Origin of the sequence: Streptomyces sp. RKND-216 (genome assembly GCF_004795255.1) — a bacterium.
GTDB lineage: Bacteria > Actinomycetota > Actinomycetes > Streptomycetales > Streptomycetaceae > Streptomyces > Streptomyces hazeniae.
This window is the reverse complement of sequence record NZ_SSBQ01000002.1, coordinates 2,895,168-2,910,425: the sequence shown is the minus strand read 5'-3', so window position 1 is coordinate 2,910,425 and position 15,258 is coordinate 2,895,168. Positions and strand designations below refer to the sequence as shown.

Annotated in this window: 14 protein-coding genes, 1 pseudogene and 1 riboswitch; of the genes and pseudogenes, 8 read left to right on the top strand and 7 right to left on the bottom strand. The window is 73.1% G+C overall.

The genetic code is table 11. The annotated features are described in order from the left end of the window. Positions 1-13: 13 nt before the first annotated feature. From E4198_RS12990 to E4198_RS12975, 4 genes are all read right to left on the bottom strand, one after another. On the bottom strand, positions 14-1,165 hold the full coding sequence (locus E4198_RS12990; protein ID WP_136183291.1) for a cystathionine gamma-lyase: 1,152 nt from the start codon (positions 1,163-1,165) through the stop codon (positions 14-16). A 62-nt stretch (positions 1,166-1,227) separates the two neighbouring features. Continuing rightward, the gene (locus tag E4198_RS12985; protein ID WP_348771301.1) at positions 1,228-2,088 is read right to left on the bottom strand and encodes a fructosamine kinase family protein; all 861 of its coding nucleotides are present in this window, start codon (positions 2,086-2,088) and stop codon (positions 1,228-1,230) included. Next, complete coding sequence (locus tag E4198_RS12980) at positions 2,085-2,663, bottom strand: low molecular weight protein-tyrosine-phosphatase (RefSeq protein WP_136183290.1); 579 nt, start codon at positions 2,661-2,663, stop codon at positions 2,085-2,087. The genes E4198_RS12985 and E4198_RS12980 overlap by 4 nt, the downstream gene beginning before the upstream one ends. Next, complete coding sequence (locus E4198_RS12975) at positions 2,663-3,040, bottom strand: phage holin family protein (RefSeq protein ID WP_027765534.1); 378 nt, start codon at positions 3,038-3,040, stop codon at positions 2,663-2,665. The genes E4198_RS12980 and E4198_RS12975 overlap by 1 nt, the downstream gene beginning before the upstream one ends. Positions 3,041-3,095: 55 nt before the next feature. Between E4198_RS12975 and E4198_RS12970 the strand changes: the two genes are divergently transcribed. Beyond that, positions 3,096-3,413 (top strand): cupin domain-containing protein, encoded by a 318-nt coding sequence (locus E4198_RS12970; RefSeq protein ID WP_136183289.1) that lies wholly within the window; start codon positions 3,096-3,098, stop codon positions 3,411-3,413. A gap of 152 nt (positions 3,414-3,565) precedes the next feature. Then, positions 3,566-3,787: a DUF5326 family protein gene (locus tag E4198_RS12965; RefSeq protein ID WP_027765532.1), complete on the top strand. Its 222-nt coding sequence runs from the start codon at positions 3,566-3,568 to the stop codon at positions 3,785-3,787. Here E4198_RS12965 and E4198_RS12960 read toward each other — a convergent pair. Continuing rightward, a complete protein-coding gene (locus tag E4198_RS12960) occupies positions 3,750-5,261 on the bottom strand; it encodes a YibE/F family protein (RefSeq protein ID WP_136183288.1) in 1,512 nt (503 codons plus the stop codon). The two genes, E4198_RS12965 and E4198_RS12960, sit on opposite strands and share 38 nt — an antisense overlap. A gap of 70 nt (positions 5,262-5,331) precedes the next feature. After that, positions 5,332-5,445: riboswitch (TPP riboswitch) on the top strand. On the opposite strand from E4198_RS12960, the gene thiC reads away from it, so the two are divergent. From thiC to E4198_RS12945, 3 genes are all read left to right on the top strand, one after another. After that, on the top strand, positions 5,437-7,263 hold the full coding sequence (gene thiC, locus E4198_RS12955) for a phosphomethylpyrimidine synthase ThiC (RefSeq protein ID WP_281727980.1): 1,827 nt from the start codon (positions 5,437-5,439) through the stop codon (positions 7,261-7,263). Its footprint overlaps the riboswitch before it by 9 nt. Before the next feature lie 425 nt (positions 7,264-7,688). Further along, a complete protein-coding gene (locus E4198_RS12950; protein WP_136183287.1) occupies positions 7,689-8,585 on the top strand; it encodes a LysR family transcriptional regulator in 897 nt (298 codons plus the stop codon). Positions 8,586-8,707: 122 nt separating this feature from the next. Then, positions 8,708-9,193 carry an NUDIX hydrolase gene (locus tag E4198_RS12945; protein ID WP_136183286.1) on the top strand — a complete coding sequence of 162 codons (486 nt, stop codon included), beginning with the start codon at positions 8,708-8,710 and terminating at the stop codon, positions 9,191-9,193. Between the two features lie 771 nt (positions 9,194-9,964). Here E4198_RS12945 and E4198_RS12940 read toward each other — a convergent pair. Continuing rightward, positions 9,965-10,531 (bottom strand): annotated as a pseudogene (locus E4198_RS12940) (pyridoxamine 5'-phosphate oxidase family protein); the annotation flags it as partial. Between the two features lie 207 nt (positions 10,532-10,738). After that, positions 10,739-12,448: a globin domain-containing protein gene (locus E4198_RS12935; protein WP_136183285.1), complete on the bottom strand. Its 1,710-nt coding sequence runs from the start codon at positions 12,446-12,448 to the stop codon at positions 10,739-10,741. 677 nt (positions 12,449-13,125) lie between these two features. Here E4198_RS12935 and E4198_RS12930 point away from each other — a divergent pair. The 3 genes from E4198_RS12930 to E4198_RS12920 are packed head-to-tail and all read left to right on the top strand — an operon-like array spanning position 13,126 to position 15,195. Then, positions 13,126-13,755, top strand: a complete 630-nt coding sequence (locus E4198_RS12930; RefSeq protein WP_247597657.1) for a DUF2269 domain-containing protein — start codon at positions 13,126-13,128, stop codon at positions 13,753-13,755. After that, positions 13,752-14,663, top strand: a complete 912-nt coding sequence (locus E4198_RS12925) for a GNAT family N-acetyltransferase (protein WP_247597656.1) — start codon at positions 13,752-13,754, stop codon at positions 14,661-14,663. Before E4198_RS12930 ends, E4198_RS12925 begins: the two co-directional genes overlap by 4 nt. A gap of 55 nt (positions 14,664-14,718) precedes the next feature. Continuing rightward, positions 14,719-15,195: a GNAT family N-acetyltransferase gene (locus E4198_RS12920; protein ID WP_210732817.1), complete on the top strand. Its 477-nt coding sequence runs from the start codon at positions 14,719-14,721 to the stop codon at positions 15,193-15,195. Positions 15,196-15,258: the final 63 nt, after the last annotated feature.

Genomic DNA, 15,258 nt, shown 5'->3' with positions numbered 1-15,258 from the left:
AAGGCCTGACTCGTCATTCCTGTTGTGCGGCCGCGTGCTCCACCGCGTGCCGGAGGTCGGCGACCAGGTCCTCCGGGTCCTCCACACCGACGGACATCCGCACGAAACCCTCCGGCACGGCGTCGCCGCCCCAGCGACCACGCCGCTCCGCGGTGCTGCGCACACCGCCGAAGCTGGTGGCGTCGTCGACCAGCCGCAGCGCGGCCAGGAAGCGTTCGGCGAAGCCCTTGTCCGGCAGCGTGAACGACACCACGCAGCCGTAGCGGCGCATCTGACGGGCCGCCACCGGGTGCGACGGGTCCTCGGGCAGCCCGGGGTGACGTACGTCCGTCACCCCGGGCAGCTCGCGCAGTGCCCGCGCGACGGCCAGCGCACCGGTCGCCTGCTGCCGGGTGCGCAGCTCCAGGGTGGCCAGCGAACGGTGCGCCAGCCACGCCTCCATCGGGCCGGGGACGGCGCCGACTGTCTTGCGCCACAGCCGCACCCCGCCGGCGAGAGCGGCGTCTTGGCAGGCGACATAGCCGAGCAGCAGGTCGCCGTGGCCGGTGAGCGCCTTGGTGCCGGAGGCGACGGAGAAGTCCGCACCGAGTTCCAGCGGGCGCTGTCCCAGCGGGGTGGCGAGGGTGTTGTCGACGGCCACCAGCGCGCCGCGTGCATGGGCCTCGTCCGTCAGGGCCCGGATGTCGCACACGTCCAGCCCCGGGTTCGACGGCGACTCGATCCACAGCAGCCGGGCGCCGTCGAGGAGTTCGCGCTGCGCGTCGCCGCCGGTCGGCGCCGTGCGCACCTCGACGCCCAGCGACTCCAGGCGTTCCCGGGTCGGCACCAGCAGGTTGTACCCGTCGGACGGCAGCACCACCGCCTCGCCGGGCCGCACCTGGGAGAACACCACGGCGGAGATCGCGGCCATGCCGGAGGCGAAGGCGAGCGCGTGCACCTGTTCGCCGGGCACCCCGGTCGGCGCCTCCAGTGCGCCGACGGCGCGCTCCAGCGCCGTCCAGGTCGGGTTGGCGTCCCGGCCGTAGGCGTACGGGGCGTCGTGCGGGTCGCCGGGCAGGTGGTAGTGCGCGGCGAACACCGGCCCGGGCAACGGCGGCGCGTACGGCTCCTCCGGCGGCAGCCCCGCCCGCACCACCCGGGTCGCGTCGCGGTCGTCCCTGCTCATGTCGCTGCGCCTGCCTCTCACTCCGGTCACTCCGGCCACCCCGGATCCGCCGGTCCCGCGGGTCACGCCAGGGCGGCGCGCGCCACCTGCCCGCAGCGGGCACCGTACCCGCCGCCGAAGAGCACCGCGTGCACCAGGAGGTGCTGCAGCTGATGCAGCCCCGTCCGCGCGGCGCGGCCGGGAACGGGCCGCACCTCCTCGTACGCGGCCAGCACGCGGTCCAGGTGCGGGCAGCCGAACAGCTCCAGCATCGCCAGATCGGTCTCCGGATGACCGCCCTGCGCGGCGGGGTCGATGAGCCAGGCCCGGCCGGTCGCGGACCAGTGCACGTTGCCGGACCACAGGTCTCCGTGGATCACGACCGGCCGCTGCGGTGGCCCGGCCACCTCGTCGAGACGTGCGCACAGCCGCTCCACGGCCCGTACGTCGCCGTCGGCCATCGCGCCGGCGTCGGCGGCCCGCCGCAGGAAGGGAAGCAGCCGGTACGCGGCGTGGAAGGCAGGCCAGTCGCCCGGGTCGGTCAGGCGGGCGTCGGGCGAGGGCAGCGGCAGCGGCCCGAGGAAGGCGGGCCGGCCGGGCGTGCCCCACGCCTCGACCGGGCTGTCGTGCAGCGCGGCCAGATCGCGGCCCAGCCGCTCCGCCGCCCCGGGCGACGGCCGGCCGGGCTCGATCCAGTCCAGCACCAGCACGTCCGGCGCCGCCGCCACTACCGCGGGCACCGCGACCACGCCCGTTCCGGCGAGCAGCGCCAGACCGTCCGCCTCGGCGCGGAAGAAGCCCTCCGGAGCGTCGGCGAGGGTCTTGGCGAAGAGCGTCCGGCCGTCGGCGTCGAGCCGGTGGGCGGCGCAGACGTCGCCGCCGCCCACCGGCCGCGCCTCCCCGACCGGCACGCCGGTCATCTCGCGCACCCGGTCCGCGATCACGGTCCGCCGCTCCCGGCACGACCTCGCCCCGCGCTCCCCGCAGGGCCGATCCCGGTGCGGCCCTCCCGCGCCTCCACCACCGCGGCGACCTCGGCGAGCAGACCGGGCATGGCCGCCTCGACGAGGTCCAGGCACTCCTGGAAGCCCTCGTCACCGCCGTAGTACGGGTCGGGGACGTCCAGCTCGCCCCGCTCGGCCGACACCGGGTCGTAGGACCTCAGCAGGCGGACCTTCCCGGCCTCCGCGGCATCCGGCGCGAGCCGTCGCAGCTCGCTGCGGTGCCCCTCGTCCAGCGCGATCACCAGGTCGATGTGCTGGAACCAGTCCGGCTCGAACCGGCGCGCGGCGTGCAGCAGCGGGTAGTCGGCCGTCCCCAGCACCGCGGCGGTACGGGGGTCTGCGGGCTCGCCGACGTGCCAGCCGCCGGTGCCGGCGCTGTCCGTGCGCACCCGGTCGTCCAGCCCCGCATCCTCCAGCCGGGCCCGGAACACCGCCTCGGCCATGGGGGAGCGGCAGATGTTGCCCGTACACACGAAGCACACCCGGTAGCGGCGGTCGGGACCGTGCACCGGCATCAGTCGTCGTCCGGAAGGATCATGTTCAGGGCCCAGGAGACGATCGAGATGATCAGGCCGCCGAGCAGAGCCGCCCAGAAGCCGTCGACGTGGAAGCTGAGGTCGACCACGTCCGCCAGCCACGACGTCAGCAGGAGCATCAGCGCGTTGATCACCAGGGTGAACAGGCCGAGCGTGAGGATGAGCACCGGCAGCGAGAGCAGCTTCACGACCGGCTTGACCACGAAGTTGACCAGGCCGAAGATCAGGGCGACGAGCACGAGGGTGAGGGCCTGCCGGCCGGTGTCCTCGCCGGTGAGCGTGATGCCGGCGATCAGCCACACGGCGACGAGCAGCGCCGCCGCGTTGGCCACGGTCTTGATGAGGAAGTTCGTCATACGCTGATGGTTCCATCCGTACCGGTGGATCGAACACAGAAGGTGGGGGACCGGTGTGAAGGCGTTCCGGCTGGAAGAGCTGGAGGCGGAGCGTGCCGCGAACGACGGCGCCTATCTGCAGTTCCTGCGCGAGCGTCACATGTCGGTGGGCCTGTACGCCGTGGACCGAGGCGGGGCGGACCCGCAGCAGCCGCATTCGCAGGACGAGGTGTACTTCGTGGTCAGCGGCCGTGCGGCGCTCACCGTCGGGGACGAGACGACGCCGGTGGCGCGCGGCAGCGTCGTGTACGTGCCGGCCGGCGTGCCGCACCGCTTCCACCACGTCAGCGAGGACCTGCGGGTCATGGTGGTGTTCTCTCCCCCGGAGGGCTGACGTGCGGCCGGCCGGAGCCGTAGGGGTCGATTCAGGGTCGCGCCGGGGTCGGCGCCACTCCCGCAGCGCCGCCACTCGCCTTAGCATCGAGGGCAGACGGTGCGTTCGTCCCGGGCGCACCGCCGTCCTCGAGTCCTTCACGGAGAGTTGTCATGGCTGTCAAGGAAGTGCTCGCCACCTTGCCGTGGTGGGTGAAGTGGGTCGCCATACCGGTGATCGCGCTCGTCGTGTTCGGCGGGCTGATCGCCAGCGTGGTCGGCTTCCTGGTCGGCCTGCTCTTCAAGGTGCTGCTCTTCGCGGCCCTGGTGGGCGGTCTGATCTACCTGGTGCGCCAGTTCACCTCTTCTTCCTCCTCCTCCCGCGACGACTGGTGACCGTCGCGCCGGGCGCCGCCCCGGCGGGCACCGGAGCGCCGGGGACCTCGGCGGAGCCGGGGGTCGTCCCCGGCCGGCGGTCCGCGGAGACCACCAGCGCGGCCAGGAGCGTGGTGACGGGCACGGACGCGACCAGCCCGATGGACCCGATGAGGGTCCGCACGATCTCCTCCGCCACCAACTCCGAACCGGCGACCGTGGCCACGCTGCTCTCCGCGATGGAGAAGAGCAGGAGCAGCGGTAGGGCCGCCCCGGCGTAGGCGAGCACCAGGGTGTTGACCACGGACGCGATGTGGTCGCGGCCGATGCGCATCGCGGCGCCGTACAGCTGCCGCCAACCCGCCGACGGGTCGGCGTCCCTCAACTCCCACACGGCCGAGGTCTGAGTCACCGTGACGTCGTCCAGCACGCCGAGCGAACCGATGAGCACACCGGCGAGCAGCAGACCCTGGATCTTGATGTCGGGGTAGAGCCCGTGCACCAGCCCCGTCTGGTCGTCGGTGTTGCCCGTGAGCTCCGCCCAGCCGATGAACAGCGAACCCAGCACGCCGATCAGCAGCAGCGACACCAGCGTGCCGAGCGCCGCGACGGAGGTCCGTGCGGACAGGCCGTGGCAGAGGTAGAGCGTGGCCAGCATGATCGCGCTGCCGCCCACCACAGCGACCAGCAGCGGGTTGGAGCCCTGGAGGATCGCCGGGAGGATGAACAGCGTCAGCACGGCGAAGCTCACCCCCAGCCCGACCAGCGCCAGCATCCCGCGCAGCCGTCCCACCAGCACCACCACCACGGCGAAGATCCCGGCGAGCAGCGCCATCGGCAGGTCGCGGTCCACGTCGATCACCGCGTACTGGAGATCCCGCGGCGCGTTCTCCGCATAGGCGACGACGACGTCCTGCCCGGCGGACAGGGTGCGGGTGGCGTCCGGGGTGATGACGTGGGGGAAGGTGCGTCCGGTGCCGGGGCCGCTGGTGACCTCGACGGTCGCCTGGCGGCACGCCTGGTCGCCGGCACCGCCGGCACCGCCCGCGCCGGGATCGGGCTGCTGCCCGATCCCGCCCGACGGCTGGGCGTTGACGTCGGCGCAGTCCACGGTGCGCACGGCCGTGACGCGCGCGTCGTAGGTGGGCCGGTCGAAGCCGACGCCGCTGCGACCGTCCTCCTGCCCGCCCGGCGCCCCGCCCGGCCAGAGCAGCACCAGCCCCGCGACGACGGCGGCGGCGAAGGGGATGAGCACGGCGGCGACGACCTTCCGCAGGTGGCGGGAGACGGGCGTCGCCGGGCCATGGGCGTGCGCGTGGCCGTGACCGCCGTGCCCACCGCCGTGGCCGTGACCGCCGTGCCCGCCGTGACCGCCGCCGTGGGCGGGCGGGTGGCCGTACTCGGGGCGCCGGCCGTGCTGGTGGGCATGCCCGGATCGGGGCCCGTCCCCCCACCCGGAGGACGGCGGCTGCGGCTGCTGCGGTGGCGTCGTCACACACCGATCATCGCAAGAAGCCGGGGGCCCTCTGGCCACCCCGCGCGGTGAGCCGTTAGCGTGGAGCCGCTTTGCACATCGCGGGAGCTCCGAGCACGGGGCTGAGAGGGCGCTGAACGGCTGCGTCGACCGCCGAACCTGTTACCGGGTAATGCCGGCGTAGGGAGTAGGTCTCATGACCATGCAGGATGCACGCACGCCCGAAAACCCGTCCGGCGCTGCCGAAGCGCAGCGGAAACCGGGCTGGCACAAGGGCTACGTCGGGGGATCGCGCCCGGACATCCGGGTCCCGGTCCGCCGGGTGCACCTCACCAACGGCCAGGACGTGACGCTGTACGACACGTCCGGCCCGTACACCGACCCCACCATCGACACCGACGTCCGCCGCGGCCTGCCGCCGCTGCGGGAGAACTGGATCATCTCCCGGGGGGACACCGAGGAGTACGCGGGCCGTGAACTGCGGCCCGAGGACGACGGGATCAAGCACACCTCGCCGCGCGGCGGTCTGAGGAACCTGGACGCGGTCTTCCCCGGCCGTCCGCGCCAGCCCCGGCGGGCACGCGGCGATATGGCCGTCACGCAGCTCGCGTACGCCCGGCGCGGCGACATCACCCCGGAGATGGAGTACGTCGCCGTCCGGGAGAACGTCTCCCCCGAGTTGGTGCGCGACGAGATCGCCGCGGGACGCGCCGTCCTCCCGGCCAACGTCAACCACCCGGAGATCGAGCCGATGATCATCGGCAAGAACTTCCTGGTGAAGGTCAACGCCAACATCGGCAACTCCGCCGTCACCTCCTCGATCGAGGAGGAGGTGGAGAAGATGACCTGGGCGAGCCGCTGGGGCGCCGACACGGTCATGGACCTCTCCACCGGCCGCAACATCCACACCACCCGCGAGTGGGTGCTGCGCAACTCCCCCGTGCCCATCGGCACGGTGCCGCTCTACCAGGCGCTGGAGAAGGTCGACGGCAAGGCCGAGGAGCTGAGCTGGGAGGTCTACAAGGACACCGTCCTGGAGCAGTGCGAGCAGGGCGTCGACTACATGACCGTCCACGCCGGCGTGCTGCTGCGCTACGTGCCGCTCACCGCGCGTCGCAAGACCGGCATCGTCTCACGCGGCGGCTCCATCATGGCCGCCTGGTGCCTGGCGCATCACCAGGAGAGCTTCCTCTACACCCACTTCGAGGAACTCTGCGACATCCTGCGCGCGTACGACGTGACGTTTTCGCTCGGCGACGGACTCCGGCCCGGATCGATCGCCGACGCGAACGACGAGGCGCAGTTCGCCGAACTGCGCACGCTCGGCGAACTGAACCGGATCGCCAAGGCGCGCGGCGTGCAGACGATGATCGAGGGCCCCGGACACGTCCCGATGCACAAGATCAAGGAGAACATCGACCTCCAGCAGGAGATCTGCGAGGAGGCGCCCTTCTACACCCTGGGCCCGCTCACCACCGACATCGCCCCGGCGTACGACCACATCACCTCGGGCATCGGCGCGGCGATGATCGGCTGGTGGGGGACGGCGATGCTCTGCTACGTCACGCCGAAGGAGCACCTGGGCCTGCCCGACCGGGACGACGTCAAGACCGGCGTGATCACGTACAAGATCGCGGCGCACGCGGCGGACCTGGCCAAGGGCCACCCGGGCGCGCAGGACTGGGACGACGCGCTGTCCGACGCGCGCTTCGAGTTCCGCTGGGAGGACCAGTTCAACCTGGCCCTCGACCCGGACACCGCCCGGGAGTTCCACGACGCGACCCTCCCGGCCGAACCGGCCAAGACGGCACACTTCTGCTCGATGTGCGGGCCGAAATTCTGCTCGATGAAGATCAGCCAGGACATCCGCCGGGAGCACGCCAGCGAGATGGCCGGAGGCGGAGCAGCGAACGGCGGCGTCCCCGCCGCACTCGACGTGCAGGAGATCGAGGCGGGCATGGCGGAGAAGTCGCGTGAGTTCGCCGAGGCGGGCAACCGCGTCTACCTGCCGCTGGCGGACTGACCGACGGCGACGGCCTCCCGGATGCGCGGCGGCCGCCCTCGAAGAGGTGCGACGCCGACGACCGGGGGGCTGCACCGATCGGTGCAGCCCCCCGGTCGCGGTGTGCCCCCGTACATCCCCCGGCGCCCCTGTACGTCCCCCGGGGGCGTGCGGCCGAAGCGGTCGGTGAACGACGTTTCGAGACTCCCCCCTCCTGTCTCGAACGCGCCGTCTTCAACGCGCGAAGAACCGCACCCCAAGGCTAGTTGACTCAGCGTCAGTGTCCAATCACCGTAGTGACACTTGCCTATCGATATATTTATCGTTGCGCTACCCACCGTGACGGTGTGGAAGGGGCCGGGGACGCACAGCGAGGTCGCCCCCTTCCTCGCGCGCCCCGGCGCGCGTCCCGCACGTTCGCACCCCCGCACACGAGTGGAGGACCGATGGACCTGGCGCTGCTGCGCACGTTCCTGGCGGTGCACCGCGCCGGCTCCTTCACCCGCGGCGCGGTACTCCTCGGCCTCTCCCAGCCGGCCGTCACCGGGCAGATCCGCACCCTGGAGGGTCAGATCGGCCGTCCGCTCTTCCACCGGATGGCCCGCGGCGTCACCGCCACCGCCGTCGGCGAGGAGCTCGCCCGCAAGGTCGCCCCACACCTCGACGCCCTGACCGAGATCACCGAAAGGGGCCTCGACGAGGAGAGCGCCGGCCGCACCGTGCACCTCGCCGGCCCGCCCGAGTTCACCGCGCTGCGGGCCGTGCCCGCACTCACCGCCCTGGTCGGCCAGGGCCTTTCCCTGCGCGCCGCGTTCGGCAGCACCGAGGAGGTCCTCGAAGGGCTCGCCGCCGGCCACAGCGACCTCGCCCTCACCACCGGCCGCCCCCGCGGCCGACTCCTGGCCACCACCCCGCTGTGCGACGAGGAGCTGGTCCTGGTCGCCGGGCCGCGCTGGGCCGCGCGGCTCGGCGGCGCGGCCGTGGTGCGCGCAAAGGGACCCGCCGCGCTGGAGGACGTACCGGCGCTGTCGGTCCACGAGAGCATGCCGCTGATGACCCGCTACTGGGCCGCCGTCTTCGACCAGCCGCTACTCCAGTCCGGCACGGTCATCGCCCCGGACCTGCGCGCCGTACTCCAGTGCGTGCTGCACGGCGCGGGCATGGCCGTGCTGCCCCGCTACCTGTGCGCCGAGCACCTGGCGAGCGGCGCCCTCGCCGCCCTGCTGGAACCGCCCGTACCCCCGCTGCGCACCTACTTCCTCACCGTGCGGGTGGGCACCCTGGCCCTGCCGCACATCGCACGCACCCACGAGTGGCTGGTGCGCGCGTCCGCCGACTGGTGACCTCCGGCGGCTCCGCCGGAACACCGACGCGTGCACCGCGCCTCCACGCCGCACGCCGCGCCCCCGGGCCGGCCGCGCAGCAGGCGGGTTTCAGCCGCCGCACCACGGGCCAGACCTCCTGCATGACCCCCGAACGTCCCGTGGTCAAACGCACCGCCCGCGCCATTCTGCTCGACGGCGACCACATGATCGTCATCAAGCGGACGAAGCCCGGCCTGGCCCCGTACTGGATCACCCCGGGCGGGGGCGTGGAACCCGACGTGGACGAAAGCGTCGTACGGGCCCTGCACCGCGAGGTCGACGAGGAACTCGGCGCCGAGGTGGGCGATGTCGTCCCCGCCTTCGTCGACACCGTCCCGCACACCACGGACGACGGCCGGGAGGGCGTGAAGGTGCAGTTCTTCTTCGCCTGCCGGCTGGAGAGCATGGACCTCTCCCGGCGGCACGGACCCGAGGTCGAGGAACCCTGCGGCGAGTACGAGGTCGTGCGCCTCCCCTTCACCCGCGAGGGCATCGCCTCCGTCGACGTCGTCCCGCCGACGCTGCGCGGCTACCTCGACCGCAACCTGGAGGGCGTCCGGGCCCTGCTGGACCCCGGCCTCGGCTGAACCACGACCGCACCGCCGTGCCCGCCGGGCCCCCGACGCCCGACCGGCCGCGGCGACCCGGAGCCGGCCTCAGCCGAACCAGCCCTGGAACGAGGAGGACTCCTCGTCCGCCGCCCGCTGCTGCGCGTCCTCCAGCGCCCGTTCCGCCTCCAGACGCCAGGACTCCGCGTCCTCGCCCGTCGGCACCGCGCCGCGCGCCGCGATCACCGCGGACGCCCCGGCCGCCGCCCCCGTCCCGGGCGGCACCCGGGCGGCGCCGTTCCCGCCGTACGCGTCACCGCCGCCGTACGCGTCACCGCCGCCGTACGCGTCACCGCCGCCGTACGCGTCACCACCGCCGTACGACCCGGCACCGTGGGTGGATGCGTGGACCTCACCGTGCCGGTACCGCCACGGCGCGTCGTCCCGCGCGGGGGCCTGCGGCGGCATCCCGGGCAGCGGCGGCACCTGCCGCCCCGAAGCACCCGGCACGGCCCGCCACTGCGCGACCGGCGTCTGGTGCTCCGGGTACCTGCGGGCGTGCCGCGGCCCGCCGTACGCGGGTATCCGCTCGAAGCTGCGCGTGGGGGCGTCCTCGGGAAGCTGCTCCCTCGACGCGACGGGTTCCAGGGCCGCACCGGCCGCCGGTACACCTGCCGGCTCCGCCGCCGGCTCGGCGCCCGGCTCCGCGACGGACGGCAGCGCGGGCCGGGGCGGCAGGTCCTCCGGCTGCGTCAGCGGCCGCTGCCCGGGCAGCGGCGGCGGCTCGTGCTCCCGCGGCTCCCACTCGACCGGCCCGCGCTCCCGCGCCTCCCGCGCGCTGCCGAAGAAGTCGCCGCCCTTGCGCTTGTGGTCGTCGGTGCCCCAGTCGCGCCCCGCCCCCTTCGGGACCTTCTGCAGGTGCGGGATGTGCTTCGCGCAGTGGATGTACGCCTCGTCCACCCACACCTTCACCCACATCCGCGCCCGGCGGCCCGGCACCGGGTCCTCCGGCAGGTCGGGGTGCTCGGTGCGCACCGCCGCGTCCTCGAGCACCTCCGCGCGCCCGTTGACGTGCAGACCGATGCGCGCCCGGAGAAAGTCCATCAGCAGGATGCCCACGTGCGGGTTCTCCTGCAGGTTGCCGAGCGAGGCGTGCACGCCGTTGCCCCGGTACTCGGGGAAGAGCAGGGTGCGTTCGTCCAGTACCCGCAGGAAGCCGGGCGGCCCGGCCCGGAAGGTGTTGTCGCACTCGCCGTGCCGGTCCGCGGTGGCCAGGAAGAACATCTCCTGGCCCTGCACGAACTCCCGCATCCGCTCGTTGAGGTGGTCCAGGACCTGCTGGTCGTAGAACCGGTCCGCGCGGTCCGCCGTGCCCATGCGTTGCTGCAGCGCGTGCTCGCCGTCGCTGCCCGGCCGGCGCAGCGGGACGGCCGTCGCCGCACCGTGCTCGTCGGGTCTCCCGTCCACCGCGGCCCCGTGGGCCCTCTCGGCGTCTGCCACCTCAGCTGTCTCCTTCTCCGACTTCCCCTGGGCCCGGCCGCCGACCGCCGACCCGAAACGTGTTCCGCGCGTAGAGCGGCGGCGTCACTCCGCCGCGGCGACCAGTTCCTCCAGGGAGTCGTGCCGTATCCGGTGCGCCGGTATCCCGACCCCCCGGAGCGCGTCGACACCGCTGCGGATCAGCCCCGGCGGCCCGGAGAGGTAACCGGTGTACGCACTCCACGGCCCGTACTGCTGCACCACCTCGGGCAGGTCTCCGGCCAGCAGCGCGGCCCCCGCCGCGTCCGCGTTCACCGACGGGCGCCGGAGCGCCGGATCGCCGTCCGAGACCACCGGCCGCACCGACAGCCACCGGTACCGCTCCTCCATGCGCAACATGGTCCGCAGGTCGTACAGGTCGTGATCGTTGCGCGCGCCGTAGAAGACCTCGACCGGACGGGCCCGACCGTGCTCCGCGACGTCCTCGATCAGCGCCTTGATCGGCGCGATGCCCGTACCGCCGCCCAGACAGAGCAGACCGCTGTCCGTCGCGTGGTCGACCGTCATCGAACCGGCCGGCGGGCCCAGCCGGATCACGTCGCCCTGCCGCGCCCGGTTGACCAGCGCGCTGGAGACCCAGCCGGCGGGCACGCACTTCACGTGGAAGGTGAGCAGCCCGTCCGAACGCGGCGCCGACGCGAAGGAGTAGTGCCGCCACACCCGCGGCCACCACGGCGTCTCCACGCTCGTGTACTGCCCGGCCAGAAAGGGATACGGCTGGTCCGGGCGCACGGTGATCACCGCGATGTCCCGGGTGCGCATCTCGTGCGCCACGATCTCCGCGTTCCACCATGCGGGCGCGTGCTTCTCGTCCTCCGCCGCCGCGTCGATCATCGTCTGCGAGATCGCGGTGTACGCCCGCACCCAGGCGGCCTCCGCCTCGTCGCTCCAGGTGGTGCGGCAGTACTGGGTGAGCGCGCCCAGCAGGCACTCGCCGACCGCCGGATAGTGCTCCGGCGCTGTGCCGTACTTGCGGTGGCCGCGGCCGAGCCCGGACAGGTACTTGCTCAGGGTCTCCGGCTCGTCGATCAGCCGGGCCGCCGTCAGCAGCGCCCGGAACAGGCGGTCGCGCTGCGCGTCCATCGAGGCCGGGAACAGCTCCCGCAGATGCGGATGCTGCACGAACAGCATCGCGTAGAAGTAGGCGGTGGCCGCATCGGCGACCGGCTCGATCTCCGTCATCGTGCGCCGGATCAGCACGGCGTCGGGAGACGCCTCCTGCGTGGCCGGCTCCTGCGCGGGCAGCTGGTCGTGGACGCCGAACGGGTCGTGGGCCGCGGGGCCCCGGGCCTCCGGTGGACGTCCCGCCGGCTCGTGCGATGGCGGACCCGCGGGGGCGCCGGGCATCCGGTCCCCGGGCCCGAACCCCTGGTACGGATCCTCCGGCTCGACGCGCTGGTGCTCCTCGCCGCCCGGACCGTGCTGCGGCACCGGCCCCGGCCGCCCGGGATGCGGGGAAGAGCCGTACGGAGACGGCCCTCCGTACGCGCCGGCCGCGCCCGGATTCCCGTACGGCGCCGTCGTACCCGGACCGGGCCCGCCCGGGGCGGAGGCACGTCGCTCGGCACCCGACCCCACCGGACGTATCGGTGTCACCGGCCGGCTGGGCGTCCCGCCCGCTTCCGGCTCACGCTCCTGTCCGTCGCCCTCCGGCGCGGATGCGGCACCTTTCCGGGCCGGGGCGAACCAGCTCCACTCGCCGCCGCCACCGCTGTCACCCGCAGAAGTGCCGTCACCGGCCGACGTGGTGGTCATGATCTGCCTCGCCTCGAACGTCTTCCTTCGGTCCACGCACACCCGGAGCCGGAGAGTGCCTGCATGTGAGACCCCCTGAGGCATCGGCCGTGGAATCACCAACCCGGCGATGCGGAGTCGACCATACCGTTATGGCATCGATCCACAAGCCCCGCTCACCGTTCCGTCAAATTCCTGGATTCTGCCCATCATGGGGAATTGGTGACGGTACTGTACGACTTCGTACGCCTCGCACGGATCGCCCTCCTCGCCCTGCGGGGACGCGGCACTCCACAGCCCAGAAGACCCCCTTCACGCACCCGTCGGCGAGCCCCGCCGGGATGTCGCCAGGAACCACCGGATACCGCACCGAGCCATCCGAACAGCACTGGTGGACAAGGAATTCGAGGAAAACTCCCCACGGCCCCGGATTCCGCACCCGTTCACACCCCTCACGCACCGTTCACCCCTGCTCACCCGTCACGCCCGGCCCTTCCGCGACACAGACGTCACCGCGCATGCAGGTGCCACGGTTTCAGCATCTCCACAAGTTGGTCCGGTGCGGTGAGACGCAGATCACCTTCCTCTGGCCCCGCCGGTCCCTCGGCCCCTCGGTCCGCCCGTACTCGCGGGCGAGTAGGCGCGAATACTCCACCGGGCAGACGCGCACCCCCTCCCACGCCGGGGACCGTGCACACATGGCCTCCACACCCGTCGCCCCCAGAGCGCGAACCGCCCTCCCGCGCCCGCTGCGCCGCGCCCTGCTCGTCGTCCACGTCGCCGCCTCCGCCGCCTGGCTCGGTCTCACACTCTGCCTCCTGATCCTCGCCCTCACCGGAGCCGCCACCGCGTCCCCGGCCACGGACGAGGTCGCCTACCGGGCGATGGACGTCTTCGGGGACCTGCTCGTCGCCCCGCTCGCCCTCCTCACCTTCACCACCGGGCTCGTCCTCTCCCTCGGCACCCACTGGGGTCTGGCGCGGTACCGCTGGGTGTGGGCGAAGTTCTGGCTCACCCTCGTCGCCGGCACCGCCTCACTCCTCGTCCTCCGCCCCGCCCTCGACCGCGCGGCCACCGCCGTGACGGCCGGCGACAGGGTCGACCCCTACGCACTGCTCTTCCCGCCGAGCGTCTCGCTCGCCCTCTACCTCTTCATGACCGCCCTCTCCGTGCTCAAGCCCTGGGGCCGCACTCGCCGCGGCCGCCGGCCCGGCACGCAGGACCACCTTCGTGGCAGGCCGTACGGGAGCCCGCGGGAAAGAAAGAGCAGGCCAGAGCGGAAAAGACCTGGCCATCCCGACGCCCCGTCAGGCACGCTGGGCACGTGACGACTTCCGCACCCACCGCGTCCACCGAGCTGCTGCGGCCCCACGTCCGCCGGCTCACCCTCGACGACCTCGCCGCCTGCGGCGACCTCGCCGAATCCCGCGGCTGGGGACGGGAGGCCCACAAGTGGCGCCTGCTCCTCACCGCGGGCCGCGGCTACGGCGTCGACGCCCCCGACCGGCCCGGGGCCCTCGCGGGCGCCTTCGTCCTCACCTTCTACCCCGCACTCCCCGGCGGGCGCGCCTACACCTGCGTCAGCATGGTCCTCGTCGCCGAGCGCTTCGCCCGCCGCGGGCTCGGCCGCCACCTCGTGCGCCATGCGCTCGCCGAGTCCGGCGACCACGCCGCGTTCCTCTCCGCCACCCCCAACGGCCGCCCGCTCTACGAGGAACTCGGCTTCAGACCGGTCGGCACCTCCTGCATGCTGCGCGGCCCGTTCACCCCCGCCGTCGGCGACGACGTCCGGCCCGCCGCCGTCCGACCCGCGCGGGCCGCGGACCTTACTGCCGTACGCGCCCTGGATGCCCGCGCGTTCGGCGCCGACCGCACCGAACTCCTCGCCCGCCTCCCGGCCTTCGCCGACCGCTTCGTCGTCGCCCACGACCCCGACGACCCCCACGGCGCCCTCACGGGCTTCGCCGCCTCCTGGCCCAACGACGGAACCACCGTCCTCGGTCCGGTCGTCGCCCACGACACCGCGACCGCCCAGAAGCTGATCACCGACCTCGCCCTCCACGCACCGGGCCCCGTCCGCTTCGACCTCGGCGGACGTCACCCCGAACTCGGCGACTGGCTCCGTGCTCGCGGCCTGACCGGCGACTTCAGCTGCACCCTGATGGTCCGCACCACCGGCGACATCCCCGGTGACCCCGCCCTCCGCTTCGCTCCCTACTCGGTCGCCCTCGGCTGACCGGCCAGCCCGCCAGCCCGCCAGCAGCCCGAACACCAGTGCGTAAGCTGTCGCGATGACCTCAGCATCCGTCGACTTCACCATGCGACGTGCCACTCGCGACGACCTCGGGGCCCTCGTCGCCATGCTCGCCGACGACGCGCTCGGCGCCCGGCGCGAGAGCCCCGACGACCTCACGCCGTACGAGACGGCCTACACCCACATCGCCGACGACCCCAACCAGCACCTGATGGTCGCCGAGCGCGAGGGCCGGATCATCGGCACCCTGCAGCTCACCCTCATCCCCGGCCTCTCCCGCAAGGGCTCCACTCGCGCCCTGATCGAGGCCGTGCGCGTCCACAGCTCAGCCCGCGGCACGGGACTGGGCACCCGCCTCATCGAGTGGGCGATCGAGGAGTCCCGCCGCCAGGACTGCGCCCTGGTCCAGCTCACCTCCGACGCCACCCGCACCGACGCGCACCGCTTCTACGAGCGCCTCGGCTTCGAGGCCTCCCACGTGGGCTTCAAGTTGTCGCTCCACAGGGTGAGTTGACACAGAAGCGAATCAGTCGCAAGAACGCTCGTATGCCGCTCGCGTCTCATACGTTCGCAGTCG

Coding starts and splice junctions, on each gene's coding strand:
- E4198_RS12990 (WP_136183291.1), bottom strand. CDS start 1,165: ATGAGCAGGGACGACCGCGACGCGACCCGGGTGGTGCGGGCGGGGCTG.
- E4198_RS12980 (WP_136183290.1), bottom strand. CDS start 2,663: ATGCCGGTGCACGGTCCCGACCGCCGCTACCGGGTGTGCTTCGTGTGT.
- E4198_RS12975 (WP_027765534.1), bottom strand. CDS start 3,040: ATGACGAACTTCCTCATCAAGACCGTGGCCAACGCGGCGGCGCTGCTC.
- E4198_RS12965 (WP_027765532.1), top strand. CDS start 3,566: ATGGCTGTCAAGGAAGTGCTCGCCACCTTGCCGTGGTGGGTGAAGTGG.
- thiC (WP_281727980.1), top strand. CDS start 5,437: ATGACCATGCAGGATGCACGCACGCCCGAAAACCCGTCCGGCGCTGCC.
- E4198_RS12950 (WP_136183287.1), top strand. CDS start 7,689: ATGGACCTGGCGCTGCTGCGCACGTTCCTGGCGGTGCACCGCGCCGGC.
- E4198_RS12945 (WP_136183286.1), top strand. CDS start 8,708: ATGACCCCCGAACGTCCCGTGGTCAAACGCACCGCCCGCGCCATTCTG.
- E4198_RS12935 (WP_136183285.1), bottom strand. CDS start 12,448: ATGACCACCACGTCGGCCGGTGACGGCACTTCTGCGGGTGACAGCGGT.
- E4198_RS12930 (WP_247597657.1), top strand. CDS start 13,126: ATGGCCTCCACACCCGTCGCCCCCAGAGCGCGAACCGCCCTCCCGCGC.
- E4198_RS12920 (WP_210732817.1), top strand. CDS start 14,719: ATGACCTCAGCATCCGTCGACTTCACCATGCGACGTGCCACTCGCGAC.